General features: G+C 53.6%; 28 protein-coding genes. 5 read left to right on the top strand and 23 right to left on the bottom strand.

The genetic code is table 11. The features are described 5' to 3' along the window. Positions 1-67: 67 nt before the first annotated feature. Positions 68-364, bottom strand: a complete 297-nt coding sequence (locus BIT28_RS30285; protein ID WP_342743782.1) for a hypothetical protein — start codon at positions 362-364, stop codon at positions 68-70. Between the two features lie 54 nt (positions 365-418). On the opposite strand from BIT28_RS30285, the gene BIT28_RS30280 reads away from it, so the two are divergent. Then, a complete protein-coding gene (locus BIT28_RS30280; protein WP_342743781.1) occupies positions 419-691 on the top strand; it encodes a ComF family protein in 273 nt (90 codons plus the stop codon). A 123-nt stretch (positions 692-814) separates the two neighbouring features. Then, positions 815-1393: a Fe-S biogenesis protein NfuA gene (nfuA, locus tag BIT28_RS18105; RefSeq protein WP_075766307.1), complete on the top strand. Its 579-nt coding sequence runs from the start codon at positions 815-817 to the stop codon at positions 1391-1393. Positions 1394-1494: 101 nt separating this feature from the next. On the opposite strand, the gene BIT28_RS18100 is transcribed toward nfuA, so the two are convergent. The 5 genes from BIT28_RS18100 to BIT28_RS18080 all read right to left on the bottom strand — a co-directional run bounded on the left by BIT28_RS18100 (position 1495) and on the right by BIT28_RS18080 (position 5292). Further along, positions 1495-1887, bottom strand: a complete 393-nt coding sequence (locus BIT28_RS18100) for a 3D domain-containing protein (protein WP_075766305.1) — start codon at positions 1885-1887, stop codon at positions 1495-1497. A 219-nt stretch (positions 1888-2106) separates the two neighbouring features. Next, positions 2107-3027: a heme o synthase gene (gene cyoE / locus BIT28_RS18095; RefSeq protein WP_075766303.1), complete on the bottom strand. Its 921-nt coding sequence runs from the start codon at positions 3025-3027 to the stop codon at positions 2107-2109. A 4-nt stretch (positions 3028-3031) separates the two neighbouring features. Next, a complete protein-coding gene (locus BIT28_RS18090; RefSeq protein WP_075766301.1) occupies positions 3032-4075 on the bottom strand; it encodes a COX15/CtaA family protein in 1044 nt (347 codons plus the stop codon). 9 nt (positions 4076-4084) lie between these two features. Further along, positions 4085-4618, bottom strand: coding sequence for a cytochrome oxidase (locus tag BIT28_RS18085; RefSeq protein ID WP_075766299.1), 534 nt, complete (start codon positions 4616-4618; stop codon positions 4085-4087). Beyond that, on the bottom strand, positions 4615-5292 hold the full coding sequence (locus BIT28_RS18080; RefSeq protein WP_083651942.1) for an SURF1 family protein: 678 nt from the start codon (positions 5290-5292) through the stop codon (positions 4615-4617). The genes BIT28_RS18085 and BIT28_RS18080 overlap by 4 nt, the downstream gene beginning before the upstream one ends. A 27-nt stretch (positions 5293-5319) precedes the next feature. On the opposite strand from BIT28_RS18080, the gene BIT28_RS18075 reads away from it, so the two are divergent. Further along, positions 5320-5526: a DUF2909 domain-containing protein gene (locus tag BIT28_RS18075; RefSeq protein ID WP_075766295.1), complete on the top strand. Its 207-nt coding sequence runs from the start codon at positions 5320-5322 to the stop codon at positions 5524-5526. A 40-nt stretch (positions 5527-5566) separates the two neighbouring features. Here BIT28_RS18075 and BIT28_RS18070 read toward each other — a convergent pair whose 3' ends face one another. From BIT28_RS18070 to lexA, 6 genes are all read right to left on the bottom strand, one after another. Further along, a complete protein-coding gene (locus tag BIT28_RS18070) occupies positions 5567-6469 on the bottom strand; it encodes a cytochrome c oxidase subunit 3 (protein ID WP_075766293.1) in 903 nt (300 codons plus the stop codon). 9 nt (positions 6470-6478) lie between these two features. Beyond that, complete coding sequence (locus BIT28_RS18065) at positions 6479-7042, bottom strand: cytochrome c oxidase assembly protein (RefSeq protein WP_075766291.1); 564 nt, start codon at positions 7040-7042, stop codon at positions 6479-6481. 8 nt (positions 7043-7050) lie between these two features. After that, positions 7051-8649: a cytochrome c oxidase subunit I gene (gene ctaD / locus BIT28_RS18060; RefSeq protein WP_075766289.1), complete on the bottom strand. Its 1599-nt coding sequence runs from the start codon at positions 8647-8649 to the stop codon at positions 7051-7053. 14 nt (positions 8650-8663) lie between these two features. Beyond that, a complete protein-coding gene (gene coxB / locus BIT28_RS18055; RefSeq protein WP_245823772.1) occupies positions 8664-9785 on the bottom strand; it encodes a cytochrome c oxidase subunit II in 1122 nt (373 codons plus the stop codon). Positions 9786-10050: 265 nt separating this feature from the next. After that, positions 10051-10848, bottom strand: coding sequence for a class I SAM-dependent methyltransferase (locus BIT28_RS18050; RefSeq protein ID WP_075766285.1), 798 nt, complete (start codon positions 10846-10848; stop codon positions 10051-10053). 145 nt (positions 10849-10993) lie between these two features. Next, positions 10994-11614, bottom strand: coding sequence for a transcriptional repressor LexA (lexA, locus tag BIT28_RS18045; protein ID WP_075766283.1), 621 nt, complete (start codon positions 11612-11614; stop codon positions 10994-10996). A 326-nt stretch (positions 11615-11940) separates the two neighbouring features. On the opposite strand from lexA, the gene plsB reads away from it, so the two are divergent. Further along, the gene (gene plsB, locus BIT28_RS18040; RefSeq protein WP_075766281.1) at positions 11941-14391 is read left to right on the top strand and encodes a glycerol-3-phosphate 1-O-acyltransferase PlsB; all 2451 of its coding nucleotides are present in this window, start codon (positions 11941-11943) and stop codon (positions 14389-14391) included. Between the two features lie 434 nt (positions 14392-14825). Here plsB and ubiA read toward each other — a convergent pair whose 3' ends face one another. Further along, the gene (gene ubiA, locus BIT28_RS18035; RefSeq protein WP_075766279.1) at positions 14826-15686 is read right to left on the bottom strand and encodes a 4-hydroxybenzoate octaprenyltransferase; all 861 of its coding nucleotides are present in this window, start codon (positions 15684-15686) and stop codon (positions 14826-14828) included. After that, positions 15677-16225: a chorismate--pyruvate lyase family protein gene (locus BIT28_RS18030; RefSeq protein WP_075766277.1), complete on the bottom strand. Its 549-nt coding sequence runs from the start codon at positions 16223-16225 to the stop codon at positions 15677-15679. The genes ubiA and BIT28_RS18030 overlap by 10 nt, the downstream gene beginning before the upstream one ends. Positions 16226-16382: 157 nt before the next feature. On the opposite strand from BIT28_RS18030, the gene BIT28_RS18025 reads away from it, so the two are divergent. Beyond that, complete coding sequence (locus tag BIT28_RS18025) at positions 16383-16808, top strand: flagellar basal body-associated protein FliL (protein WP_425439643.1); 426 nt, start codon at positions 16383-16385, stop codon at positions 16806-16808. Between the two features lie 68 nt (positions 16809-16876). Here BIT28_RS18025 and glpD read toward each other — a convergent pair whose 3' ends face one another. From glpD to ftsY, 9 genes are all read right to left on the bottom strand, one after another. After that, entirely contained in the window at positions 16877-18397 is a 1521-nt protein-coding gene (glpD, locus tag BIT28_RS18020; RefSeq protein WP_075766275.1) for a glycerol-3-phosphate dehydrogenase, read from the bottom strand. A gap of 222 nt (positions 18398-18619) precedes the next feature. Further along, positions 18620-19381 carry a DeoR/GlpR family transcriptional regulator gene (locus BIT28_RS18015; RefSeq protein WP_075766273.1) on the bottom strand — a complete coding sequence of 254 codons (762 nt, stop codon included), beginning with the start codon at positions 19379-19381 and terminating at the stop codon, positions 18620-18622. A gap of 97 nt (positions 19382-19478) precedes the next feature. Then, on the bottom strand, positions 19479-20849 hold the full coding sequence (glpT, locus tag BIT28_RS18010; RefSeq protein ID WP_075766271.1) for a glycerol-3-phosphate transporter: 1371 nt from the start codon (positions 20847-20849) through the stop codon (positions 19479-19481). 261 nt (positions 20850-21110) lie between these two features. Further along, positions 21111-21953, bottom strand: coding sequence for a rhomboid family intramembrane serine protease GlpG (gene glpG / locus BIT28_RS18005; RefSeq protein ID WP_075766269.1), 843 nt, complete (start codon positions 21951-21953; stop codon positions 21111-21113). 21 nt (positions 21954-21974) lie between these two features. Then, positions 21975-22304, bottom strand: a complete 330-nt coding sequence (glpE, locus tag BIT28_RS18000) for a thiosulfate sulfurtransferase GlpE (protein WP_075766267.1) — start codon at positions 22302-22304, stop codon at positions 21975-21977. Positions 22305-22827: 523 nt separating this feature from the next. Further along, a complete protein-coding gene (rpoH, locus tag BIT28_RS17995) occupies positions 22828-23688 on the bottom strand; it encodes an RNA polymerase sigma factor RpoH (RefSeq protein ID WP_075766265.1) in 861 nt (286 codons plus the stop codon). 122 nt (positions 23689-23810) lie between these two features. Further along, positions 23811-24737 carry a permease-like cell division protein FtsX gene (ftsX, locus tag BIT28_RS17990; protein ID WP_075766263.1) on the bottom strand — a complete coding sequence of 309 codons (927 nt, stop codon included), beginning with the start codon at positions 24735-24737 and terminating at the stop codon, positions 23811-23813. Beyond that, the gene (gene ftsE / locus BIT28_RS17985; protein WP_075766261.1) at positions 24727-25398 is read right to left on the bottom strand and encodes a cell division ATP-binding protein FtsE; all 672 of its coding nucleotides are present in this window, start codon (positions 25396-25398) and stop codon (positions 24727-24729) included. Before ftsE ends, ftsX begins: the two co-directional genes overlap by 11 nt. A gap of 3 nt (positions 25399-25401) precedes the next feature. Continuing rightward, a partial coding sequence (gene ftsY, locus BIT28_RS17980) for a signal recognition particle-docking protein FtsY (RefSeq protein WP_175577560.1) occupies positions 25402-26532 on the bottom strand: 1131 nt, incomplete at its 5' end.

Below are 26532 nucleotides of genomic sequence, written 5' to 3'. Positions count from 1 at the left end.
ATCCCCTTTCTCGCTAAGATCAATCTTTCAATGGCCCAACCAGCACTGCCAGCTATGCCACTTGCCGCTATGCCGACATGAACAACTCTGGTGCCGGCACTGTCTTGGCCGCTTTCCCCGGCCTCCCTATTGCGCCCGATGCGGCGCCACCACACTGCAGCCATCCAGCCAGTGCGGCCGTTGTCTGTCGAAGCCGCCGCCCTGGCAGCAATTCTACCGGCTCGGCGAGTATGACTTTCCCCTGCGCCAGCTGGTACACCAGCTCAAGTTCGGCGGTAAGTTCTGGCTGGCCGAGCCGCTCGGACGCCTGCTTGGCCGACACATCACCCACCCGGCCCCCGTCGTCATCCCGGTTCCGCTTCACCCGCTGCGCCGACTTTCCCGCAGCTTCAACCAAAGTACCTTGCTGGCCCGGGCGGTGGCCCGTGAAACAGACAGTCTGTGCCTGCACAATGCGATAAGCCGAACCCGCCATACCCCGGCCCAGCGCCAGCTGAGCAAAAGTGAGCGTAAGAAAAACCTCAACCAAGCCTTTATACTTAAAGCAAAGCAGCTGCCTGAGCATGTCGCCATCGTCGACGATGTCGTCACCACAGGCAGTACGGTGGCAGAGCTGACGCGCCTACTCCAGCGCGGCGGGGTCCGGCAGGTCGATATCTACTGTCTCTGCTATACCCCGCCACGGAAATAATCGCAGAAAGTAGCCAGAAATGTGATTAAAGCATAGTCACAACGATTAGGGGGTGATACAAAGGGCGTCTAAGAGTAGAATAGAATTAGTCTTACTAAATAAGTCAGGTATTACGTCGTGTCTATGATTACTATTTCTGAAAGTGCTCAACAGCATTTTGGCAAACTTCTTGCCCAGCAGCCGGAAGGCACTAACATCCGAGTATTCGTGGTTAACCCTGGTACTCAAAACGCAGAGTGCGGCGTGTCCTACTGCCCACCGGAAGCCGTCGAAGCCAGCGATACTGAGATTAAACTTGAGCTATTCTCAGCCTTTATCGACGAGCTAAGCCTACCGTTTCTTGAAGATGCGGAAATTGACTTTGTCACCGACAAAATGGGTTCGCAGCTGACGCTGAAAGCGCCAAACGCCAAAGTTCGCAAGGTGTCTGACGATGCCTCGCTGATGGAGCGTGTCGACTACGTTATCCAGACTCAGGTTAACCCGCAGCTGGCAGGCCACGGTGGTCATGTCTCTCTGGCAGAGATCACGGAAGAGGGTGTCGCTATCCTTCAGTTCGGTGGCGGCTGTAACGGCTGTTCAATGGTCGATGTCACCCTGAAGGAAGGGATCGAGAAAGAGCTGCTGGCTCAGTTCAGCGGTGAGCTGACCGGTGTGCGTGATGTTACTGAGCACGCCCGTGGTGAGCACTCTTACTACTAACTGCCCAACCGCAGTATAAAAAAGCGAGAACCGAGGTTCTCGCTTTTTTATATCTGTCGTACTTTGCTTCGTTCTTCGCCTAATGGCTTGGCACCTGGTTGTTACGACTCAATGACGGTAATCGTCACCGAGCGGCGCCCCCAGTTTCTGGCTGCCTGAATATCCTTGCCCATATAGATATCAATCTTACGGCTCCAGCGCTTATTCATTTTATCCAGCACCACGTACTCCCCAGGCAGGCCAGAAATTTTTACCTTGGTACCGTGGGTGATCCCCATCTTCAGCAGATCACGGGATACGGCAATCACCTTCATCCCCGGCTTCAGGCGATCCCCCCAGGCCGCAATAGTGGGGTTACTGTTGGTTTGAGCCCGTACCGAATTATAGGCCGTCGCGGTGACTTTTAGCGTCTTGCCCTGCATACTCGCCAGTGCGGAGGTTCCCCAGCCCAGCGCCATAACGGCCAATATGAAGCCAACTATTGCTTGTTTCATTTACACTACCTGTTCAATAATTGAGCGCATTTTAAACAAATAGCCTGCCCCATGTGTAGCCCTTTTTTGCCGCAAAATTGACCAATTAGAGTTGAAAAAATATAACTCTTTGTTTGCGCTAACAGCTTCCTGATACGCCATGGATAAGTTTTTTTATCGCTTGTAGACAAATATCACCCAGTATCAGCAAAGCCTTACATAGATGTCTACAAACAAGTTTTACCACCAGGCCTGTAACCAGTGATCGGCCAGCAATACCACAAACAGCGCCAGCAGGTGCCAGATGGAATACTTGAACGTTGCCCATGCGTGGCCGGGAGAGTCGGCAAACTTCAACTTGGCAGCATAGGCCACGAAACCGAGATTCAGCACCGTACTACCGATCAGATACAGGGCACCGCTCATTCCGGTCAGCCACGGCAACAAACCAACCAGCGCCAGCAATACGGTATAGAGCAGCACCATGGTCTTGGTGAATGCAATCCCATGGGTAACCGGCAACATCGGGATCCCGGCCTTGGCATAGTCATCCCGGCGGTGAATAGCCAGCGCCCAGAAATGCGGCGGGGTCCAGGTAAACACCAGCATCACTAACAACAGGGCATGCGGGTCAAGCTGCCCGGTTACCGCCGTCCAGCCCAGCAGCGGCGGTGCCGCTCCGGCCAGACCGCCGATCACGATATTCTGCGGCGTCGCATGTTTTAGCCACACGGTATAAATGACGGCATAACCGATCAGGCTGGCAAAGGTCAGCCAGGCCGTCAGCGCATTCAACTGCCACAGCAAGGCAAAACCGGCCACCATCAGGACAGAAGCAAAGGCGACTGCCTTGGGGGTTTCAATCCGCCCCTTGGCCAGAGGGCGATGATGGGTCCGGGCCATCTTGGCATCAAAGCGACGATCAAGCACGTGGTTAAAGGCTGCTGCCGCAGCCGACTGCAAACCGATCCCCGCCAGGCCAAACACCACCGCTTTCAGCGGCGGAATTCCGGAGACGGCCAGGCACATCCCCACCAGAGCCGTCAGTAACAGCATTGCCACCACCTTGGGTTTGGTCATGGTCAGGTAATCCTGCCAGACCCGCTGGCGATGACGGGTTATTTTAAGGCTGGCACTGCCAGCCAACTGTACTTTAGCCATGATTTCAGCCCTCCCTAGCATTATTCCAATGACTTCGAAGCGGTGTCCGATAGCTGTAAATTTGGTAGTTTGCTGCCACCAGCGTCAGTAGCAGCATTGCCCCGACTACGTTATGCCCAACAGCCACCAACAGCGGCAGGCTGGCAACAATATTGGTGATCCCCAGTGACAGCTGTAGCAGCAAGACGCCGCTGACAGCCAGTGCCAGCCCGCGCAGAATGGCAAACTGCCACAACCGCCAAACCAGTACCAGCAGCACCACGGTTGTTATCACCGCCCCCAGCCGGTGTGCGACATGAATCGAGACGCGCTGGGGAAAGTTCAGGACGCCGTACTGGTAGCTGTCGTGCTCTGGCTGGATCGGGTTGAAGGCCGACACATCGAAATGCTGCTGCCAGTCCACTTCACATATCGGCAACTGGGTACAGACAACAGCCGCATAATTGGCTGCTGTCCAGCCCCCGAGCGCTACCTGGCCGATAGTCACCGCCAAGGCCGCGGCAGCCAGCAGTGATGCCCCCGTCAGTGAATGGGATGAGGAATGCCGGTGAAACTGACTGACAATCCGGGCTTCGCGACGGCGTACTCGCAGCGCCAGCAACAGCAGCAAGGCCGCAGTGGTAAATCCTCCCAGCAAATGCCCCATCACCACCACCGGCATCAATGACATCGTCACCGTCCACATTCCGAGCACCGCCTGGAAGATCACCGTACCCAGCAGTAGCGCCGGCAAACCCCGCGGGGTATTCCGGCGCCGCCAGGCAATCAGGTTAACGAGAAGAATAAAGATCCCCAGCGTACCAGCCAGATAACGGTGAAGCATCTCGTTCCAGGCTTTCTCGATATCGACCGGGCTGTCGGGAAATGCCGCCAGAGCCTGAAGCTGCTGCTCACTGGTCTGGGGAACGGTGGCAAAGCCATAACATCCCGGCCAGTCCGGACAGCCAAGCCCGGCTTCAGTAAGCCGCGTATAGGCCCCCAGTGCAATCACGCAGAGAGAGAGCGCAAAGGTGACATAGACAAGATATTTAAAACGAAACAACCCCATAGCCACTCCTTAGCCAATCTTCGATACCTTCAACAACCGCTTCAGATCACGCAGCAAATCCTTGCCCTGAGCGAGAATCGCAGCACGCCCCTTGACCAGAGGATAGGCCATCATGACATTACCGAGGGGATCGGCGATATAGATAGCCCGGGCACCGTATTCCAGCGTCCGGAGCTGCTCTATCACATGATCTGGTGCCAGCACCTGTTCCACCCCCTGCAGCTGGTCGCCTGCGGTCTGGCTGGCCTCAGTCACCAGCAGCACGCTCCCCACCCTATCCTGCCCGGCCCCGACGGCGAGCGGAATTTGCCTCAGGTTAAACAGTGCTCCGGCACACAGCTCATCGCAATCATCCGGCATCAGGTAGACCAGCTGCCACTTGCCTTTCTGGCCAAGCCAGTCGGCGGCGACCGGTGTCGACAGTAATTCACCACGATTGGTCACCCCGCCCTGGTACCAGTTCAAATCGAGTACCAGCTTGGCCAGTGCCACAGGCAGCAAAAACGCACTGAGTAGCAACAACAACGTTCCGTGTTTCTTCATACCTTGCTCCGTTTCAACCACCAGGCGGCCAGCCCGGTGATAGCAACAGCCATCAAAAACCACTGCACCGCATAGGCGTAATGCTTCTGGGGGCCGACAACAACCGGGGTCCATGTCTGTTGCAGGGCGACCGAGTTGTCAGGGTCGATCTGTAATATCCAAGGTTTGAGCGGCAATGCCATTTTTTCGCTCAATTGGTCGATATGCAGATTTTGCACCCGTAGCGGCCAGTCAGATTCCAGCGGGGCCGAACGCAATTCCAGCAATGACGACGGTGGCGCGATCACCCCGGAAATTCGTAACTCGCCATGGTGTTCGGGCAGCACCGGGATTTGCTCCCGATAATCTGGGGCTGCAATCCAGCCGAGATTCACCAACACCCAGCCGTTATCTGCCTCAAAGGGATACAAAACATGATAGCCCGGTCTGCCACGATAAAGCTGGTTATCCAGCAGCACCGCCTTGCTGTGATCAAACTCGCCATGCAGGATCAAGCTATACCAGCGCGGATCACCGGGCAGACTGGCCAGGCTGTAATACACCTGGTCGCTGCGATACTTGAGTACCGAACTCAACACCTCTTTTTCCTGCGCCCGCGACAACTGCCACATACCAAGCTTGACCAATGTCACCAGTACCGCCACAGTAAATAGTATGAAACCTATCCTTCGCATGTTCACCTGTGATCTGTTGGAGTACCTATGCTGCTAAAAGCGATTATTATCTGCCTGCTGGTGTTTATTGTTCTGAATCTGTTCCGTGCCCTGCCGGCAATGCTCAACAACCAGGGCAAACAGCCGATGAGTCACTTTCTGGGACGGCGAGTGATGATTTCTGTCATCGTTTTCGCCCTGCTGATGCTCGCAATCGCCAGCGGGTACATCACGCCAAACCCAAGGCCGTACTGATCCCCGAAAGCATAGTGCGCCGATGTCCTTATATAGCGCCCTACAGGATATAGACGAAGACGAACAGCCCGAGCCATACGACATCGACAAAGTGCCAGTACCAGGCTCCGGCCTGAAAGGCAAAATGCTTCTCGGACGAGAAATGGCCCCTTAACACCCGCAGCCAGACAATAAACAGGATCAGGGTTCCCAGTGTCACATGAAGGCCGTGAAACCCGGTAAGCAGGAAGAAAGTATTGCCGTAAATACCGGAATCCAGCATCAATCCCATATCCTGGTAAGCGTGGATATACTCCACCCCCTGAAGGTAGACAAACAGCGAGCCCAGCAACACCGTCAGCAGCAGGAACAGCGTCAGCCGCTGGCGGTCACCCTGCTCCAGGGCGGTATGGGCAATATGGACCGTCACCGACGAGGTTAGCAGGATCATCGTGTTATACAGCGGCAGTCCCAGCGGCCCCATCCCCTGGGTTTCTGTTCCCCCCGGCGTCAGCACCAAGGGCCACTGGGCAATAAATTCCGGCCACAAAACCTCATGGGTCATCGCATTGTTGCCCGCGCCGCCAAGCCAGGGGACGGCAATCATCCGGGCATAGAACAATGCCCCGAAAAAGGCGGCAAAAAACATCACCTCCGAGAAGATGAACCAGCTCATCCCCTGCTTGAACGAACGATCCATCTGGCTGCTGTACAGCCCGCCCATGGACTCGCGGATAACATCCCGAAACCAGCCGACCAGCATCAGCAGCAACAAGCCGACGCCTGACAGCAGGATCCACGGCCCCTGGCCGTTAAACAGATCGCCAGCCGTCGCACCGGCACCAAGGGCAATCAGAAACAGGGCGGCGGCACCGACAATGGGCCAGATACTGGCCTCGGGCACATAGTAGTTTTCATGGGGCGCTTTCATTGATTGATCATGTTCAGTGTAAGGATTCGCCATCTTTCTACCTCATTGCGTTTGTGCCGTGGCTGTCGGCTGGGCGTTATATAAGGTATATGCCAACGTCAGGGTGTTGATGTCTTCGGGCAGAGCCGGGTCAACATAGAAGATGAGAGGCAGCTGTGCCGACTCCCCCGCCTCAAGCGGCTGACGGTTAAAGCAAAAGCATTCAATCTTGTTAAAGTACTGGGCACCGAGGCCCGGGGTGACCGAAGGCACAGCCTGGCCGATGCTCGCCTGCCGGGTCAGGTTGCGGGCGGCATAGTTGATAGTCTGGGTTTCACCGGGATGGACCACCATCCGGCGCACTTCGGGCTCGAAGGTCCATTCCATTCCCGGGTTGATATAGGCAACGAACTCCACCGTCACCTGCCGCTGGGTATCGACCTTCATACTGGATGCTGCCGGGGTATCCGCCGTCTTGCCATTGATGCCGGTAATATCGCAGAACACGTCATACAGCGGCACAAGTGCAAAAGCGAAGCCGAACATGGCAACAGCCATGCCCACCAGCGACCAGGCAGATCGGCGGGTGTTGTTGGTTTCCCGTGACGACTCGGACGGCTTGCTCATAATACTCCCTAGTCAACCTTCGGTGGTGTGGAGAAAGTATGGTGCGGCGCCGGAGAGGCCACGGTCCACTCGAGGCCCTCTGCCCCGTCCCACGGCTTGGCCGACGCCTTCTCGCCGCCACGGACACATTTAATGATCACGGCCAGGAAAATAAGCTGTGACAGGCCAAACAGGAATCCGCCGATACTGACAACCGCGTTGATGTCGGCAAACTGCAGCGCATAATCCGGGATCCGGCGCGGCATCCCGGCCAGCCCAAGGAAGTGCATCGGGAAGAACAGAATATTGACCGAGACAATCGAGCACCAGAAGTGCCATTTCGCCAGCCTTTCATCAAACATGTAGCCGGTCCACTTGGGCAGCCAGTAATAGGCGGCCGCCATGATGGAGAAAATCGCCCCCGACACCAGGACATAGTGGAAATGTGCAACCACAAAGTAGGTATCATGGTACTGGAAATCGGCCGGTGTAATGGCCAGCATCAGGCCGGAGAAACCACCGATGGTAAACAGTACGATAAAGGCAATGGCAAACATCATCGGTATCTCGAAGGTCAGCGATCCTCGCCACATGGTGGCCACCCAGTTAAAGACCTTGACCCCGGTCGGCACCGAGATCAGCATGGTGCAGTACATAAAGAACAACTCGGCCGCCACCGGCATCCCGGTGGTGAACATATGGTGTGCCCATACCAAAAAGCTCAGACCGGCTATCGAGGCCGTGGCATACACCATCGAACTGTAACCAAAAAGCTTCTTACGAGAAAATGCGGGAATAATGGCGGAAATAATGCCGAAACTCGGCAAAATCATGATGTAGACTTCCGGGTGACCGAAGAACCAGAAGATGTGCTGGAACATTACCGGATCGCCGCCACCGGCCGCATCGAAGAAGCTGGTACCGAAGTACTTGTCAGTCAGCACCATGGTCACCGCCCCGGCCAGCACCGGCATCACGGCAATCAGCAAGAAGGCGGTGATCAGCCAGGTCCAGACAAACAGCGGCATCTTCATATAGGTCATCCCCGGCGCCCGGAGGTTAACTATGGTGACGATGACGTTGATGGCCCCCATGATGGAGCTGATCCCCATGATATGAATTGCAAACACAAACAAGCCGGTACTTTCCGGGCTAAACGTCGTCGACAGCGGCGCATAGAAGGTCCAGCCGAAATTAGGGCCGCCCCCTTCCATGAACAACGAAGCCAGCAGCAACGAAAAGGCAAAGGGCAAAATCCAGAAACTCCAGTTGTTCATCCTCGGCAACGCCATATCCGGCGCCCCGATCATCATAGGTATCATCCAGTTGGCCAGCCCGGTAAAGGCTGGCATAACGGCACCAAATACCATGATAAGGCCGTGAACTGTCGTCATCTGGTTGAAAAAGTTCGGTTCGACCAGCTGCAGACCCGGTTGGAACAACTCGGCCCTGATCACCATCGCCATGGCACCGCCGACCAGAAACATCGCAAAGCTAAAGATCAGATACAGCGAGCCAATGTCTTTGTGGTTGGTAGTGAACAGCCAGCGTTTCAGCCCGGTCTGATGGTGTTCGTGATGGGTCTGAGTCTCTTCGACCTCGGTCTGTTCACGCAGCATATCCGTCATTCTCTCAATCTCCCTTAAAGCTCTTCACCATTGAGGACAGCCTGAACTTCTGCCGCCTGAACCGTCTCGCCCGTATTGTTGCCCCAGGCATTACGCTCATAGGTAATTACCGCCGCCAGCTGCTTCAGGCTCAGCTGCGGCCCGAAGGCCTGCATGGCCGTACCGCTCTTGCCGTGGACGACAACACTGATATGCTCGAGCTTTTTCGCCGGATCGACAGACACGCCCTGACCGGCAAGGCCAGGAAAGGCACCGGGGATCCCGTTACCATTGATCTGATGGCACATCGCACAGCGGGTACCGTAGACCTGTTCACCCAGCTCCATCAGCTCGTCCATCGACATTTCCATTGCCAGCAACCGTTGTTCTTCTTCATACGCCTCCTGCTGGGCGATTTTAGTTGCCTGCAGCCACTGGTCATATTCGGCCTGCGGCTTGGCAATCACCACAATCGGCATAAAACCATGGTCCTTGCCACATAGCTCGGCACACTGGCCGCGATAGATGCCCGGTTTGTCTATCCGGGTCCAGGCCTCGTTGATAAAGCCCGGGTTGGCATCTTTCTTCACCGCAAAGTCAGGCACCCACCAAGAGTGGATCACGTCCTGCGAGGTGATCAAAAAGCGCACTTTCTTGCCGATCGGCACCACCAACGGCCTGTCGACCTCGAGCAGGTAATTATCCCGCTTTTCACGTTGGTTCTCGATCTGTGCTGTTGTTGTTGCTAACAGCGAGTAAAATTCAACATCTTCGCCGAAATAGCTATAGTGCCATTTCCACTGCGAACCAGTGACCTGAATAGTCAGATCGGATTCAGAGGTATCTTCCATTGCCAGCAATGTATTGGTAGCCGGTATCGCCATCACAATCAGGATCGCGAAGGGAATGATGGTCCAGAGGATTTCGACCTTGGTACTTTCATGGAAGGAGGCGGCCACGGCCCCTTTGGATTTGCGGTGGTGAATGATGGCCCAGAACATCACACCAAATACCACCACACCAATGACAATGCAGATATAGAGAATGGTCATATGGAGATCAAACACACGCTGGCTCACCTCAGTGACACCCTGCGTCATGTTCAAGCGCATTGTTTCGGTTTCGGCTACCACGGGCAGCGACAGCGCCGCAACCAGTGATCCCCAGATCAAATGGCGATTCTTCACCCGGATCCCTCCTTTCCATCGTCCTGATTTACTTCAAGAGCAGGTCAATAAATGCACTGGTCCCTCTTTTGATGGGCAAAATAGTGCGAACCAAGTAACACTTTGTTTACATTTAACTTAGGACAGGATCGAAAAAAGGAGCAATAAATTACACGGAAAAAAATCAAGTGCGCAAAAGAGGTATCACAGTCAAAAGACAGGCGTAGAGAGGGTGTTCGTAGGACAAAGTACGAATCTACAAGCGGAAATGTACCAATACCGGTGTCAGGCGATATTTTAAACTAGGAATTTTTGCGATCCAGCGCTGCCATGACCGCCAACGAGTACAGTCGTGGTCCAGCGGACTGTGGCTGCTGATCAGTTCTGCCCAGGGCAGCCAGTTCAAGACCTGACGGACCGGATCCTTATAGCCATGACGATAATCGCCCGCTCCCATCCTGGTCGCAATTGCCGAGCCACAACGATCGCCGGCAACCACCAGACAAACCTCAATCTGACTAAAATGACAGCCAATTCGCTGGACAAAATGCACCAGCTCACTGCCACTGCACTGCAGCAGGGCCTGATCGCAAAGCAGCATTACCGGCGCATTATTCATTGCAGGCAGTGACTTAAGCCAGGAGAGATCGGTCACAGAGCCGGGACGCATCGTGTAGCGTTCACTGCGGTGGAACAAGCGTTCACGCCATAACAGGTTCTCGTCAGTGTCTAGCTCGAACCAGCGGCAACGGCCGTTGTCGAGACGATAAAAACGGGTATCGAGACCGGCCCCGACATTGATGATCCAGCCGTTGGGGTGACGGCGCAAGAATTGCTGCACCTGACGGTCACATTGCAGGGTCAGGGTCGCATGAAGCAGCTGGCGCTCGGTGACATTACCCGACAGGCAGTCCGGCTTGAGGTAGCACTGGCTGCACGCGGCAGCAGCAACTGGATCATAGATCAGACCATCATCCTCCAGGCTCTCGCGGCTACGCAGCCAGAGAGGTTGGAGCAAGGCAGTAGGTATGTGGTACCGGGAAGAGTTGGTCATTATCACCTCCATCTGATCGTTCGGAGATGATAATGACTATCATTAGCTATTGCAAAGTATTCTACACAAATAATGAGCCGTTTTTCACGTAGCGCAATATTCGTGAATTATATGCTGCTGGCAGAGGCTGTTACCGGACAAAAAACTACATCCAGTCAGCATTGCGGATCACACCAACAGCAATGCCTTCAATCGATAGCTGCTGATGGTTCAGGTCAACGACTATCGGGGCAAACTCCTCGTTTTCCGCATGCAGCAGTACCTGGGCACCCTTTTTCTCGAGGCGTTTTACAGTCACATCATCCTCGACACGGGCGACAACGACCTGGCCATTATGGACATCCTGGGTCTTATGCACGGCCAGTAGATCGCCATCCATAATGCCGATATCTTTCATACTCATGCCATTGACCCGAAGCAGGAAGTCGGCACGTGGCTTAAACAGCGCCGGATCCACCTCGTAGTGTGTCTCGACATGCTCCTGAGCCAGAATAGGCTCACCCGCAGCCACCTGGCCGATCAGCGGCAGGCCCTGCTCTGAGACATCGTCATTATTAACAAGCAGGCGGATCCCGCGGGATGCCCCCGGAATAATCTCTATCACTTCTTTGCGGGCCAGTGCTTTAAGGTGCTCCTCGGCAGCATTGGCAGAACGGAAGCCAAGTTCACGGGCTATTTCAGCGCGTGTAGGCGGCATTCCAGAATCTTCAATTTTTGCTTTGATCAAATCAAAGACTTCTTGTTGGCGCGGCGTTAACGGCTTCATGACTCACCCTGTCTTTTTATACAGTTCACTGTGAGTATATCCAGTGTTAACAAAGTTGAAAAGACAATTGTTTACGAAAAGAGCAATTTTCCTCGATTCCGTTACCTGCCCAGAAAGTCTGACCTGGGGTCAACAGGCCCGGTTTTCGTCATGGTTTGCCGTCAAAACCGGTTAACCGACAAATAGGCAAAAACTAACCCGGCGACCTAGTAGAAAATGTCTTTCAAAGTGATATTTAACTGCAAGTATGTGGTATATCGCTGCAAAACGACACGCATTTTCTGCTATCCTTGCCTCGCATTAAGAATTCGAGGCTAGTAAAAGATATGTCAAGTTGGCAGAAAATCTATCGAAAATTATTGAATTTGCCGCTTTCTCTGCTGGTTAAAACCCATTCAATACCTTCTGATCCGGTCGCTGATCTGGAACTCGATTTAGAACGACCGATTATCTATATTCTACCGTTTCGTTCCAATACCGATCTGATGACGCTGCGCAGCAGTACCGAGGAGCTGGGACTGCCCGATCCGCTGGCACCGCTGGAAATCGACGGCAAGCCGTACAAACGCTATGTCTATATCTCCGACGGTCCAAGCGTATTCGGCTCAGACGGCGAGCTCCCGCAAGAATCCATCGATTTGTTTACCGCACTGCTTGAACAGCACAAGCAGGATGCCGAGCTCGATCTCCAGGTGGTTCCGGCGGCGATTCTCTGGGGCCGCAAACCCGGCAAGGAAGAAAACCAGAAGCCGATTCTGCGACCGCTCAACGGTCCGGAAAAGTTCTTCACTATCGTGGGTCGCGGCCGAGACTGTATGGTGCGCCTGAGCACCCCGGTTTCCCTGCGTTACATGGCGGATCACCACGGTACCGATGACTCCATCGCCCACAAACTGGCACGGGTGGCCAAAATCCACTTCTCGCGTCAGCAGCTGGCCGCTTCCGGTCCTAAGCTACCGGACCGCCATGTGCTGTTCAAACGCCTGCTGGCCTCCAAGGCCATTGAAAAGGTCGTGGCTGAAGAAGCCCAAAGCCGCGATGTTCCTGTTGAAAAGGTCCGCAAAGAAGCCATTGATATGATGGAAGAAATTGCGGCAGATTTCTCCTACTCGCTGATCAAGCGCGGTGAGCGCTTCCTCGGCTGGCTGTGGAACAAGCTCTATCAGGGCCTGAACATCCACAATGCCCAGCGCGTCAGGAAGCTGGCCCAGGACGGCCACGAAATTGTCTATGTGCCCTGCCACCGCAGCCACATGGACTACCTGCTACTGTCCTACGTGCTTTACCGCGAAGGCCTGGTACCGCCGCACATTGCAGCCGGTATCAACCTGAACTTCTTCCCGGCCGGACCGATCTTCCGACGTGGCGGCGCCTTCTTTATTCGCCGCAGCTTCAAGGGCAACCGCCTGTATTCAACCGTGTTCCGCGAATACCTGGCAGAGCTGTTTGCCAAGGGCTATTCCGTTGAATACTTCAGTGAAGGCGGCCGCTCTCGCACCGGGCGCCTGCTGCCGGCCAAAACCGGTATGCTGTCGATGACCATCCAGGCAATGCTGCGTGGCCTGAACCGCCCGGTTACCCTGGTCCCTGTCTATATCGGCTACGAGCACGTAATGGAAGTAGCCACCTATGCCAAGGAACTGCGCGGCAAGCGCAAGGAAAAGGAAAATGTCGGGCAGGTACTACGTACCCTGCGCAAGTTGCGCAACCTCGGCCAGGGCTATGTTAACTTCGGTGAGCCAATTTCCCTGAACCATTACCTCAACGAGAATGCTCCGGAATGGCACCAGGACATCGATCCGATTGAACCGCAGCGACCACAATGGCTCAACCCGGTGGTCAACGACCTGGCCAACAAGATGATGACCCACATCAATGATGCAGCGGCAACCAATGCCCTGACCCTGTGTGCACTGGCACTCTTGGCAGCCCGCCAACGTGCCCTGAGCCGCGAGGAACTGGAACAGCAAATCGACTGCTACCTGCAGCTACTGCGCAATGTGCCGTATTCCGAGCAATGCACCATGCCGGAGTCAGACGCAGCGACCCTGGTTGCGCATGCCGTCGAAATGGACAAGTTTATTGTCGAGCGTGACAGCCTTGGGGATATCATCTCCCTTGACCGTCAGCAATCGATTTTGATGACTTACTATCGCAACAATATTATTCATCTGTTCGCCCTGCCGTCACTGATCGCCCATATCGTGGTTCAGCACCAGCGCCTGAGCCTGCAAGCGCTCCGCCAGCAGGTCGAACTGCTGTATCCGTTCCTCAAGGCCGAGCTCTTCCTGCGTCACGATAAGGAATCGCTTGGTGAGATCATCGACAGTCAGGTAGCGGAACTGGTACGCCAGCGCCTGGTACTGAGTGACGGTGAGTACATTGAGCTGAACAATGCCCGTATCGGTCCGCTGCAGCTACTGGCACGTACCATCTCGGAAACCCTTCAGCGTTATGCTATCGCCCTTACGCTACTGCGTTCCGAGCCTCAGTTGATGAAGAGCGATCTGGAACTGCAAAGCCAGATGATGGCCCAGCGCCTGAGCCGACTCCATGGTATCAATGCACCGGAATTCTTTGACAAAGGGGTATTCGCCACATTGGTCAAGACGCTGCGTAGCGAAGGCTATCTCAACGATGAATGCCATGCGGTGTCCCGCCCGGTTGAAACCCTGGCCGAACTACTCGCCGCCCTGGTTTCTCCGGAAATCAAACTGACCATTCAGGCCGTGATGAACCGGGAAGACAAAGTCGAAGAGGTTGAACCGAGCGCCTAACCCGCATCGGGCCCAACTTATCCCACAGACAAAAAGCTGGCCTCGCAGGCCAGCTTTTTTTAGCTTTGCCGACAACGGCCAAGGCCATCAACACTGTGCAGCCATGTTACCTAAGCCATGTTACCTATCCCAAAGCCCGCCAACTTGTATGACAGAGAAAAGAGTGCAGCATGAACAGCTTTTTACCTACCGTAGCACAATTGCTCGAAAAGCTGCTCAGACGGCAAGGAAAATTCTAAGTTATTGTTTTTAAACATAGCAAAGACAACACATCAATAAAGCAAACTGCCCCCTGACAGCTTGTACAGCTTTTGGGTCACCTGAAGTCAAAAACCTTCCCACGAGATGCTCCGCCACAGCGGCCCCCTCATCCCACTAGAATCCAGACATAAAAAAAGCGCCTTTCGGCGCTTTTTATCATCCGTAACAGGGCATTACCCCAGGCTCACACCGGCACCAATACCGATGCACACCAGCATACCGACATAGTTATTATTGAGAAACGCCTTGAAGCACGGATCGCGCTCGCGCTCGCGGATCAGCATCTGCTGGTAGACAAACAGGCCAGCAGCCAGGAGCAAAAACCAGTAGTACAACTGATGCAATCCCATCATGGCACCTATCGCAATGAGCAGAACCAAGGCCCCGAGCTGCAGCAGCCCGACAATGATTTTATCGGAACGGCCAAACAAAATTGCCGTCGACTTAATGCCGACCTTCAGATCATCATCACGATCCACCATCGCATACTGGGTATCATAGGCAACGGTCCACAAAATATTGGCAACAAACAACAGCCAGGCAACGGCAGGCAACTCGCCGGCCTGCGCCGCGTAGGCCATTGGGATAGACCAGCCAAACGCCATCCCCAGTACCAACTGAGGCAAGTGGGTATAGCGCTTCATAAACGGATAGGCAGCAGCCAGCAGCAAACCGACCACCGACAGCATAATGGTCAGCTTATTCATGGTCAGCACCAGCAAGAACGAAACCAGAACCAGCAAACCAAACAGGCCGAGCGCCTCCCGCTCCGTGATCTTGCCTGAAGGCATCGGGCGCTGGGCCGTACGCTTGACGTGCCCATCAAAATTCCGATCCGCAAAATCGTTAATCACACAACCTGCCGCCCGCATAAAAATCACGCCGAAAACGAATACGACCAAGACCTGCGGATTGGGAAACCCGTCAGCCGCCAGAAACAATGCCCATAGCGTCGGCCAAAGCAGTAGCAGACTGCCGATGGGGCGGTCAAACCGTGCCAGTTGCCAATACGCTTTTGCTTTGCTCAGTTCCAACTCTGACTCTCCTTTGCATAGACCGGGGCCGCTTCCAGAAACAGCTCCGCGACCAGTAACGGTTTTTCGTTAATCCACAGCCTCGAGCGTCGGGCCCATAGAGGGTCGTTACAAGTACCGACGTTGGCGACAACCAGTGCATCCCGGCGGGCACTACGATCGGTGAACACCCGAAGCCCTAGCGGCATTTCGCCAAGCTGTTCCAAATCACTCTCCTGTCCGGTCAGCGTCGACGCCGGGATCAGCGTGCGGGCAAACACCCAGGGGATCCCGTCTCCCATCAGCACCACTTTACGCAACAGGCAGTCAACATCACCGATCAATGCCCTTTCATCGTCCGATAACTGTGACTTATGAATTCTTGTCTGTTCAATCAAAGACACCGTGAAGTGGTCACAATGACGCTGAAAACGTCGTGACAATGAATCCGGTTCTAGCAACCAATGCCCAAACCCTGTCCCTTCCAAGGCTGTCTCTTCCGGTGCCTGCCACTGGGCACGATCCAGCAAGGGCTTATACAACTGCTTGAATTTCGACATCTTTCTAATATAAACCCCACCAAACTGTTATCTAACACTTGGTAGAATCAGGTTAATTTATTACCATAAGGAAACACTATTGTAGCAAGCTGTAACGGGTACGAATATCGTTACGATCGAAAGAAAGTAATTCATTGCCTGAAAAGGCTGTAAATCCATGAGTAAAATAATGAAACCGACAATCTTTGGCTTCACCCTATTTATTGCAGCCCTGCTGGCCCCATTTTATGCCTCGGCTGAAGATGCCGAAACGGCAACCCCTCAATATACATATTTTACTCTTGAGCCTGACATCACCACCAACTATGTCACCCAAGGGAAGAAAATCGGCTACCTGAGACTACAGGTTGACCTGATGGTGTCCGATCCGGATTTGATCGCCAAGCTGGAGCACCATGCACCGCTGATCCGCGATGCCATTATCAACATTATCGGTCAGCAGCCCGAAGCCAGGATCAAATCCTTAGCCGGCAGAGAGGAAATTCGCCAGGCCTGCCTGAACAAAGTCAATGAATTGCTGATCATGGAAACAAGACAACGTATCCTCACCGAGCTACTGTTTACCAAGTACCTGTATCAGTAAGCCGTTACCCCGAATTCCAACTAAAAAAGGCGCTCATCGAGCGCCTTTTTACTATTCGGAACTGTTGGCTATGCCGCAGCTACCGTGTGTGATGGCCGCTTTGCCTGAATATAGTCTGCCACGGCCAGTTGCTGCTCGGTGCTTAGGTACAAACCAAGCTTGCTGCGGCGCCACAGTGCATCCTCGGCAACCTGAACAAATTCATGCTCCATCAAATAGTCCAGCTCGCGGGCATACAGCCCTTCGCCAAAGTGCCGCCCCATATCAGATTCTGACGTCACCCCTTCAAGGACCTTAACCGCATAGCTACCGTAGTTGGTTGCCAGACGCTCCACGGTAAAACGCGACAGCCACGGGCATTGCATTTTCAGGTGGGTTGCCAATTGCTCACCGTCAAAATCAGCCTCGCCACCCGGCAGATAGGACTCTGCCGTCCAGCTCTTACCCATACGCGGAAAGAACGGTGCCAGCTTGGTCATTGCCGCCTCAGCCAGCTTGCGGTATGTCGTCAGCTTGCCACCGAAGATCGACAGCAGCGGCGGCTGGTTACCTTCCTGCTCCAGCTCCAGTGTGTAATCACGGGTAATGGCCTGCGGTGAGTCTGACTCATCATCACAAAGCGGCCTTACTCCGCTGTAAGTCCAGACCACGTCCTCACGTTTGAGCTTGCTGACGAAGTGATGGTTATACGCTTCAAGCAAGTAGTTGATCTCATTATCGTCAATCGCCACTTCACGCGAATCACCCTGATACTCGACATCAGTCGTGCCGATAATCGAGAACCGGTCCAAATAAGGGATCACAAAAACAATGCGGCTATCCTCGTTCTGTAGAATATACGCCTGAGGTTCGTCGTGAACACGGGGAACGACAATATGCGACCCCTTGATCAGGCGGATATTGCGCGGAGACGGCGCCTCCAGACTCTGATCGTAAAATGCCTTCACCCACGGGCCTGCGGCATTAACCAGTGCATGCGCCTTACGCTCGAATGTCTCGCCAGTCAGCATATCGCGGATGGTGACTTGCCAAAGATCATCATGCTGCTCAGCCTTCTCCACCTTGCAACGGTTACGCACCTCACCACCACGAGCAGCCACTTCCATCGCATTGAGTACCACCAGGCGGGCATCATCAACCCAGCAATCAGAATATTCGAACCCCTTGGTAATTTCAGGTACCAATACTGACTCCGGACCAAACTTCAGCCCCTGGCTCGCCGGCAGTGTCGTCCGCTTGCCCAGGTGATCATAAAGAAACAGACCGGCACGGATCATCCAGGCCGGGCGCAGGTGGGGACGATGTGGCAGGCGGAATCGCATCGGACGGGCAATATGCGGAATTTTGCGCAGCAACACCTCGCGCTCTGCCAGTGCCTCACCCACCAAACGAAACTCATAATGTTCGAGGTAGCGCAAGCCGCCATGGATCAACTTGGAGCTGGCAGATGACGTTGCAGACGCAAAGTCACTGGCCTCAAACAGCCCGACCCGTAAGCCACGTCCGGCCGCATCGGCCGCGATACCTGCACCGTTAATCCCGCCACCGACGACAATCAGATCCAATACTTCAGTTGCTGCTACCCTCATACCACCACCTCAATCGAAAATAAAAAGTTCACAAACGCTCATAAATGTTCGTTATCGAGCATAATAGACGAGATTTTGCGGAAGATCATCATTTTTATTTTCGAGTTGTTACACCGAAGCGATGGGAGTAACAATTTTGACACAAAAAAACGGGCTGCCATTATGGCAGCCCGCAGCTATGATGTTGATTTAATTAGCTGTCAGCGACTAGGCTGATCCCACCTAATTGATAATTTCGATGTGAATTTCATTTTCAACCAGACGCTTAGCCAGCTCTTCAGGCGGATTCTGATCCGTAAACAGCATATCGATCTGACTGATATCACCAAGGTTGACCATCGCATTACGGCCAAACTTGGTATGGTCGACACCCAGCATGACACAACGACTGTTTTCGATAATTGCCTGCTTTACCCGCACTTCATGGTAGTCGAAGTCCAGCAGGGAACCATCCAGATCAATCCCGCTGATCCCCATGATGCCGAAGTCCAGCCTGAACTGCGAAATAAAGTCGAGCGTCGCCTCACCAACAATACCACCGTCCCGGTTACGGACCTCTCCGCCCGCCAAGATAACGCGAAAGTCATCTTTGCCGGTCAGGATACTGGCAACATTCAGGTTGTTGGTTACGATGCGCAGGTCGTTATGCTCAAGCAAAGCACGGGCTACGGCTTCAGGTGTGGTCCCGATATCGATAAACAGGGTGGCACCATCAGGAATATGCTCCACCATGGCCTTGGCAATACAGTCTTTCTCGGCCAGCTGCATCACTTTACGGGTGCTGTATGACGTGTTTACCGAGCTTGACGGGATGGTGGCGCCTCCATGATGACGGCGAATTTTGTTATCTGCTGCCAATTCATTGAGATCGCGACGAATAGTTTGCGGGCTGACATTAAAACGCTCTACCAGATCGTCAGTGCTGACGTAGCCCTGGGTTTTAACGAGATCGATGATTTCCTGGTGACGTTTGCTTTGCTTCACGACTAACGCTGCTCCTAGTTGCAACAAGGCTCCGCGAATGCGAAGCCTTGTCATATTACCTAGAGCGTTACCAAGATGCCAATGATGGCGATCTCAATCACGCATTTTGCTCTACTTGTCCTGCAATAGCTTCTTTGTGAAGCTTACTTTCACCGATCAATGCCAGTGTCAGGAAGAAGATAGACAGGCCACAAGCCGAGGTCAGTACCAGGAAGCCGCCGTCCCAACCGAAGTGGTCAACGGTGTAGCCCAGAATCGCATTCGCAGCGACCGCACCACCCAGGTAACCAAACAAACCAGTCAGGCCTGCAGCAGTACCCGCCGCTTTCTTCGGAGCCAGTTCCAGTGCGTACAGACCAATCAGCATTACCGGACCATAAATCAGGAAGCCGATAGCAACCAGTGCCATCATATCAATCATCGGGTTACCGGCCGGGTTGAACCAGTAGACCAGGACAGCCACGGTAACCAGCGCCATAAACAGAATACCGGCAGGAGCACGACGTCCCTTGAAGAACTTATCCGACATCCAGCCACACAGCAGCGTACCCGGAATACCTGCCCACTCGTACAGGAAGTAAGCCCAGGAAGACTTATCAACGGTGAAGTCTTTGACTTCACTCAGGTATACCGGAGCCCAGTCAAGCACACCGTAGCGGATCAGGTAAACGAACGCATTGGCAATCGCAATGAACCACAACAGCTTGTTGTTAAACACATACTTGAAGAAGATTTCCTTCGCGGTCATCTCTTTCTCATGAGATTCATCGTAGTTGTCCGGGTAATCATTCTTATGCTCTTCAATCGAAGGCAGGCCACAAGACTGCGGGGTATCACGCATCACCAACAGGGTAAAGGCTGCCACCAGCAAGGCAAAGAAAGCCGGTACGTAGAAGGCCGTACGCCAGTCATCATTGAATGCCCACAAACCAAGCAGGAACATAGGACCAATCAGACCACCACCCACGTTGTGGGCAACGTTCCATACCGATACCACCTCACCACGCTCTTTGCGTGACCACCAGTGCACCATTGTCCGCCCACAGGCCGGCCAACCCATGCCCTGGAACCAGCCATTAAGGAACAACAGGATGAACATGGCGGCAATACTGCCGGTCGCCCATGGCATAAAGCCGAAGCACAGCATCACTATGGCCGACATCGTCAAACCGGCAGCAAGGAAATACCTTGGGTTAGAGCGGTCAGAGACACTACCCATCAAGAACTTAGACAAACCGTAGGCGATGGAAACAGCCGCCAGAGCCACACCCAGATCACCACGGCTATAGCCGTATTCCTCAATCAGGAAAGGCATTGCCAGACTAAAGTTTTTACGAACCAGGTAGTAACCGGCATAGCCAAAGAAAATACCAGCGAATAGTTGCCAACGGAGTCGCTTGTAGACGGGATCGACCTGGCCATCAGCCAGACGCTCCGTATGCAAGGCGGGTTTAAAAATGCCAAACATAAGATGTTCCTTAAAAATGTTGTTGTTGTTTTAGCGATGGTTTGCGTAAACGCATATAGGGCGAGCGAAAATAAGCAATATCGCTCAAGGTATGCAAATTATTGCGCGAATGAAGATAAATAAATGTGAAAAGAATCAAAAACGAAGATTTAATTTCCAGCTTTGGTGCTTTTACTCTAATTTTTTCATAAAAAATTGATACAGGCAGGCCGATCAACAGATTAAGTTAACTAAGGCTGACAGGCTTGATCTTAATAGTGGTTAATTATTCGCCTTTTTATGCAGCTTGGCATCGACAAGCGCCAAACCACAACCACTGAACAAGCCAAACAAGTGTGCCATATTGGCGACTGACATCCCAAACGGCTGGGCAAAGCCCAGTACCAGCCAAACCAACATGAAAACGACGTATGAATTAGGGAGCACCAATCCCCGTTGCGGTGCCAGCCAGCCCATCCACCAGATGTAGCCCATCAACGCATAGACCACACCAGACAGACCGCCAAAATTCGGCCCATGGAGCCAAAACTGGGCAAAACCGGAGATCAGAGCTGAAACGAGAAACACCTGAATCAGTTTTGAGCTCCCGCTGTGGCGCTCGAGCTGCCCGCCCAGAAGCCACCACCACAGACAGTTAAATATAATATGCACCGTCGAAAAATGGATAAGAGCATGGGAGAAAAAACGCCATACCTGCCACTGATCGCCATTCATAACCGGAAAATGAAGCAGCTCGAAGACTGGCTGCTGTAACCCGAACAGCCAAAGTCCGTAGATACCAATGGCAACGACCATGACCATCAGGCCAAAAGGGCCTGCCCCGGACTTGACCAGAGCCAGCAGGCCCGGGCTATTGTAGTAAAACTTCGCTGTCCGCGATTCGGCGACTTTCCACGAAGCAGCCTGGTATTTCCTGTCGTGCGGATTGGCCAAAAACATATTGAGCTCAGCCTGTGCTTCCACCAGATGCTCGGATTCCTTCAGCCAGATAGCAACCATTCCCTCCGGCTCCGGGGCCAATACCAAGGCGATTCCGCGGGACGCCATATAGTCGATAAAGGCCTGGGCCTGGCGGGCATTGTTTAATCCGGCTAACCGATGCATCTATTACTCCGTTCTGAGAGACTACGCCTGCTGAATACAAGGATACGCCTGACGTCGCCAGGCCTCGAAACCACCATCAAGACTATACACTGTTTCGTAGCCTTGATTAATCAAGTATTGTGCCGCCCCCTGGCTGCTAATACCGTGATAGCACATGACAATCACAGGTTGCTCGAAATCGACCTCATTCATGAACTCGACCACTGTATCGTTGGTCAGGTGGAAGGCAGGCTCCGGGTGTGACAAGGCAAATGACTGCGGATCGCGAATATCGACCAGTACAGCCTCTGAATCGGCGTGTTGTAATAATGTATATGCCTGCTCTACCGAAATATGCTCAAACTGTTCCATCGACTGCCTCACTCTGTCTGGCGCAAGCTACCTATCGCAATAGCCTGCTTGGTTATTTTGTTGATCCAAATGACCGGATCTTCTCGACAGCCCCGAAAACGTGACGATCGTCCCGGTTCAGGATCCTGGCAAAAAATACCAGCCGTATTTTTGCTGCTATTTATTGTACCGCACAAAGTTACTCACAACCTTGCACAGAAAGTAGGGCTTTAACCGCCATTAGCAACCCACTGCAACATCAGGCACCACAAGGCGTCAGATCAACGGTCCACAACCCTGCCCCCAGCAACTGATCAATTTACCACCAGCTGTGGAAAAAACTGTGAATAGCGTTGATAATGTGTTTCTCGGCATTTGGATCCACTACATGTAGATCGGATCCGATCGAAAGCTGTGGATAACTAGCCTTGTAGTGCACAGCTCTACCCACAAATGTGAGGTATCTCTCAGAAATCAGGCAGAAAAAAACCGGCTCCAGGCCGGTTTTCAAAAATTTATCTTTGTGGATAGTTTGCGAGGATCTTTAGATCGCCTCTCCGACCGCTTCTTTCAGTTTCTTCATCGCATTTTTCTCCAGCTGGCGGATCCTTTCGGCAGAAACCCCATAATGATCAGCAAGCTCCTGCAAGGTGGTCTTCTGCTCATCTAACCAGCGAGATCGGACAATATGCTGGCTACGCTCATCCAGACTGCCCAAAGCAAGGGACAAGCGGTTATTGGCATGCGCTTCCCAGTTGTTCTCTTCATAACTCAGGGCAACATCGGACGACTTGTCCTCGAGGTAATACACCGGTGCCGTGTAACCGCTATCGCGATCATCATCTTCAGACGGCATTTCGAAGGTCGGATCCTGCGCCGCCAGTCGCGACTCCATCTCACGGACCTCGCTTGCCTCGACACCCAGCTGCTCGGCGACCATCTGAACTTCATCATTGTTGAACCAGCCGAGGCGCTTTTTGGACTTACGCAGGTTAAAGAACAACTTACGCTGAGCCTTGGTGGTTGCGACTTTCACGATACGCCAGTTACGCAGCACGTACTCATGAATTTCAGCCTTGATCCAGTGGACGGCAAAGGACACCAGGCGAACCCCGACTTCAGGATTAAAGCGCTTTACCGCCTTCATCAAGCCGATATTACCTTCCTGGACCAAATCTGCCATTGGTAGGCCGTAGCCTGAATAGCCACGTGCAACATGCACAACGAAGCGCAGGTGGGACATAACCAGCTTTTTCGCCGAGTTAATATCACCATCATAATGCAGACGCTCAGCTAACTCGCGTTCCTGCTCGGCCGACAGCATCGGATAGCTGTTAACACTCTGGATATACCCATCCAGACTATCGGCAGAAACTAAAGCCATTGAAGTCATCTCTTGTGCCATTCAACAAACCTCGTGTGTTTTTTAAACCAATGGGAAATTACCTGAACCTGCAATGATGCCCAGAAAACAGCCACCTTTGCAAGTCGGTCGCGTAATTTACACCATTTATAGATTCAAAAACGTCAGATAGGTTCAATTTCTTTCAAATGGCGTCCGGCAGACAAACGTGCTGCAAGCAGACCGAGGAACGAGGCAATCATCAGTAAAATCAGGGTTTCGTCCCAACGTAATCCTACCAGGCGGAAACTACTGTCATACAGCGCCGCCAGTTTTGCCACCGCGCCATCCAGCAGTATAGTAACAATCGCCGTCAATACCCAAGCCACGGTCCCGCTTATCAGGCCGTACCAGGCCCCGGTATAGAGATAAGGTCGAAGAATGAAACTGTCGGTCGCACCGACCAGCTTCATCACCTGAATTTCGTCTTTCTGGTTTTGCACCTGTAGTCGCAATGTGTTGCCGACAATCAGGAAAACGGCAAATAGCATCAGTCCCGACATCAGCAATGCCATGGTGATTGCCAGATCTTTAATGGCCGCCAGCCGCTGCAGCCAGTCGCTGTCCAGCCTCACTTCATCGACCTGCGGCTCACTGCGGATCTTGGCTGCCAGCTCCACCGCCTTGTCATTGCTTTGCCATGCCGCCACCGGGCGAACCACAACCACCGACGGCAGCGGGTTCTCGTCCAGCAGGGTTAGTGCCTGATCAAAACCGGCATGCTCGCGAAAATCTTCCAGCCCCTGCTGGGGAGAAATATAATTTACCGAATCCACCTCCGGCCAGCCCTGCAACTGCTCACTGAACTGGGCAGCAGCCGACGCCGGGGTGCCCTGTTCGAGATACAGGGTCAGCTGAGTCGGGTTTTGCCATGCCTGTGCCACCAGGGTGACATTTTTGGCCAGCAGGTAAAAACTGGCAGGCAGCGTCAGTGCAAAGGCCAGCACTGCGAGGGTCAGAATGTTGCCAAGCGGACGTCGCATCAACTCGACCAGTGCGCCCTTGCATTGCTGTTTGTGCACCGCAAAGAAACCCGTTTGCTTACGCGCCACGTCGTGCTACCTCCCTCAAATGCCCCTGCTGAAGATCAAAGCGGCGATAGTTATGGGTTGTGAGCAAGGAAGTATCATGGGTTGCCATCAATACACACACCCCTACCCGGTTAAACTCTTCAAACAGCTGCATCACCTGATGAGACAGTGCCGCATCGAGGTTGCCCGTTGGTTCATCGGCCAGCAACAGCCGCGGCTTGTTTACCACCGCACGGGCAATGCCCACCCGCTGCTGCTCGCCGCCGGACAGCTGCATCGGCAGGCAGCGAGCCTTGTCGAGCAAACCCACTTTGTCCAGCGCGGCCGAAACTCGCCGCTTGACCTCGTTTTCCGATGCCAGCTCGATCCGCAACGGCATCGCAACGTTGTCATAGACACTGCGGTCCATCAGCAGCTTGTGGTCCTGAAAAATAATCCCGATATTACGGCGCAGAAAAGGGATCTGCTTATTATCAATCCGGGTAATTTCATGACCGTTGAAAAAGATTTGGCCATCACTCGGCCGTTCAATCGCACAGATCAGTTTCAGCAGGGTACTCTTACCGGCGCCGGAGTGGCCGGTCAAGAACGCCATATCTGCCTGTTGCAGATGGAAATCCACTTTTTGCAGGGCCTGGCGCCCGCCACGATAAGCCTTACTTACCTGCTGAAACCGAATCACGACTTATTCCTCGTCACTAAACAGTGCTTCAATAAACTCATTGGCAGCAAACGGACGCAGATCATCGATCCCTTCGCCAATACCTATGTAGCGAATTGGGATATTGAACTGATCTGCCACGGCAAAGATCACCCCACCTTTCGCCGTACCGTCCAGTTTGGTGATCGTTATCCCCGATACCGGAGCAACCTCGCTGAACAATTTGGCCTGGCTGATCGCATTCTGGCCGGTACCGGCATCGACGGTCAGCATGATTTCATGCGGAGCCTGCGGATCAACCTTCTTCATCACGCGCACAATCTTGCGCAGCTCTTCCATCAGGTTGCCCTTGTTCTGCAGACGGCCTGCCGTATCGGCAATCACGACATCCACATTGCGGGCCCTGGCCGACTCAATCGCATCAAAAATAACTGACGCACTATCGGCTCCGGTGTGCTGGGCCACGACAGGCACATTGTTTCGCTCACCCCATACCTGCAACTGCTCAACTGCTGCTGCACGGAAGGTATCACCGGCCGCCAGCATGACAGACTTGCCTTCAGCCTGGAATTGCTTGGCCAGCTTGCCAATCGTGGTAGTTTTGCCCACCCCGTTGACCCCGACCATCAGGATCACGTAAGGCTTCTTGCTGGTATCGACGACCAGTGGCTGCTCGACTTTCTCCAGCATCTCACCCAGCTCGTCTTTGAGCAATCCATAGAGCGCCTCACCGTCTTTAAGATCTTTGCGATCTGCTTTTTCAGTCAGGTTTTCAATGATTTTCAGCGTGGTGTCCATACCGACATCGGCCACCAGCAGCTGCTCTTCCAGCTCCTCGAACAGATCGTCATCAATCTTCTTGCCACGGAACAGACTTATGAAACCGGTGCCAAAGTTTGTCTTAGTCTTCTTGAGGCCGCGCATAAGGCGGGCAAAGAAGCCTTCACTTTTCGGTTTTTCCTGCTCGTGAACAGTGGTTTCACCGACAACCGCTTCTTGCGACGTATGCTCGGTAGCCTGGGCTTCAGCTTCTTCTGCCGCTTTCGCCGCCGCCTGCGCTTTGGCCTCTTCTGCCGCTTTCGCCGCCGCCTGCGCTTCAGCCTCTTCTGCCGCTTTCGCCGCCGCCTGAGCTTCGGCCTCTTCTGCCGCTTTCGC

Source organism: Photobacterium proteolyticum (assembly GCF_001939735.1).
In the GTDB taxonomy this organism is placed as follows: Bacteria; Pseudomonadota; Gammaproteobacteria; order Enterobacterales; family Vibrionaceae; genus Photobacterium; species Photobacterium proteolyticum.
Note: the sequence above shows the minus strand (reverse complement) of the source record. Positions and strands in the feature narration are given on the sequence as shown.

Excerpts from the sequence above, each read along its gene's own strand:
- BIT28_RS18085 (WP_075766299.1), bottom strand. The coding sequence starts at position 4,618 with ATGAAGAAACACGGAACGTTGTTGTTGCTACTCAGTGCGTTTTTGCTG.
- glpE (WP_075766267.1), bottom strand. The coding sequence starts at position 22,304 with ATGGAACAGTTTGAGCATATTTCGGTAGAGCAGGCATATACATTATTA.
- BIT28_RS18075 (WP_075766295.1), top strand. The coding sequence starts at position 5,320 with ATGCTGCTAAAAGCGATTATTATCTGCCTGCTGGTGTTTATTGTTCTG.
- BIT28_RS18065 (WP_075766291.1), bottom strand. The coding sequence starts at position 7,042 with ATGAGCAAGCCGTCCGAGTCGTCACGGGAAACCAACAACACCCGCCGA.
- glpD (WP_075766275.1), bottom strand. The coding sequence starts at position 18,397 with ATGAGGGTAGCAGCAACTGAAGTATTGGATCTGATTGTCGTCGGTGGC.
- BIT28_RS18070 (WP_075766293.1), bottom strand. The coding sequence starts at position 6,469 with ATGGCGAATCCTTACACTGAACATGATCAATCAATGAAAGCGCCCCAT.
- nfuA (WP_075766307.1), top strand. The coding sequence starts at position 815 with ATGATTACTATTTCTGAAAGTGCTCAACAGCATTTTGGCAAACTTCTT.
- BIT28_RS18100 (WP_075766305.1), bottom strand. The coding sequence starts at position 1,887 with ATGAAACAAGCAATAGTTGGCTTCATATTGGCCGTTATGGCGCTGGGC.
- BIT28_RS18080 (WP_083651942.1), bottom strand. The coding sequence starts at position 5,292 with ATGCGAAGGATAGGTTTCATACTATTTACTGTGGCGGTACTGGTGACA.
- BIT28_RS18090 (WP_075766301.1), bottom strand. The coding sequence starts at position 4,075 with ATGGGGTTGTTTCGTTTTAAATATCTTGTCTATGTCACCTTTGCGCTC.
- cyoE (WP_075766303.1), bottom strand. The coding sequence starts at position 3,027 with ATGGCTAAAGTACAGTTGGCTGGCAGTGCCAGCCTTAAAATAACCCGT.
- glpG (WP_075766269.1), bottom strand. The coding sequence starts at position 21,953 with ATGCATCGGTTAGCCGGATTAAACAATGCCCGCCAGGCCCAGGCCTTT.
- ctaD (WP_075766289.1), bottom strand. The coding sequence starts at position 8,649 with ATGACGGATATGCTGCGTGAACAGACCGAGGTCGAAGAGACTCAGACC.
- BIT28_RS18050 (WP_075766285.1), bottom strand. The coding sequence starts at position 10,848 with ATGACCAACTCTTCCCGGTACCACATACCTACTGCCTTGCTCCAACCT.
- BIT28_RS18030 (WP_075766277.1), bottom strand. The coding sequence starts at position 16,225 with ATGTCGAAATTCAAGCAGTTGTATAAGCCCTTGCTGGATCGTGCCCAG.
- BIT28_RS18025 (WP_425439643.1), top strand. The coding sequence starts at position 16,383 with ATGAGTAAAATAATGAAACCGACAATCTTTGGCTTCACCCTATTTATT.
- lexA (WP_075766283.1), bottom strand. The coding sequence starts at position 11,614 with ATGAAGCCGTTAACGCCGCGCCAACAAGAAGTCTTTGATTTGATCAAA.
- plsB (WP_075766281.1), top strand. The coding sequence starts at position 11,941 with ATGTCAAGTTGGCAGAAAATCTATCGAAAATTATTGAATTTGCCGCTT.
- glpT (WP_075766271.1), bottom strand. The coding sequence starts at position 20,849 with ATGTTTGGCATTTTTAAACCCGCCTTGCATACGGAGCGTCTGGCTGAT.
- rpoH (WP_075766265.1), bottom strand. The coding sequence starts at position 23,688 with ATGGCACAAGAGATGACTTCAATGGCTTTAGTTTCTGCCGATAGTCTG.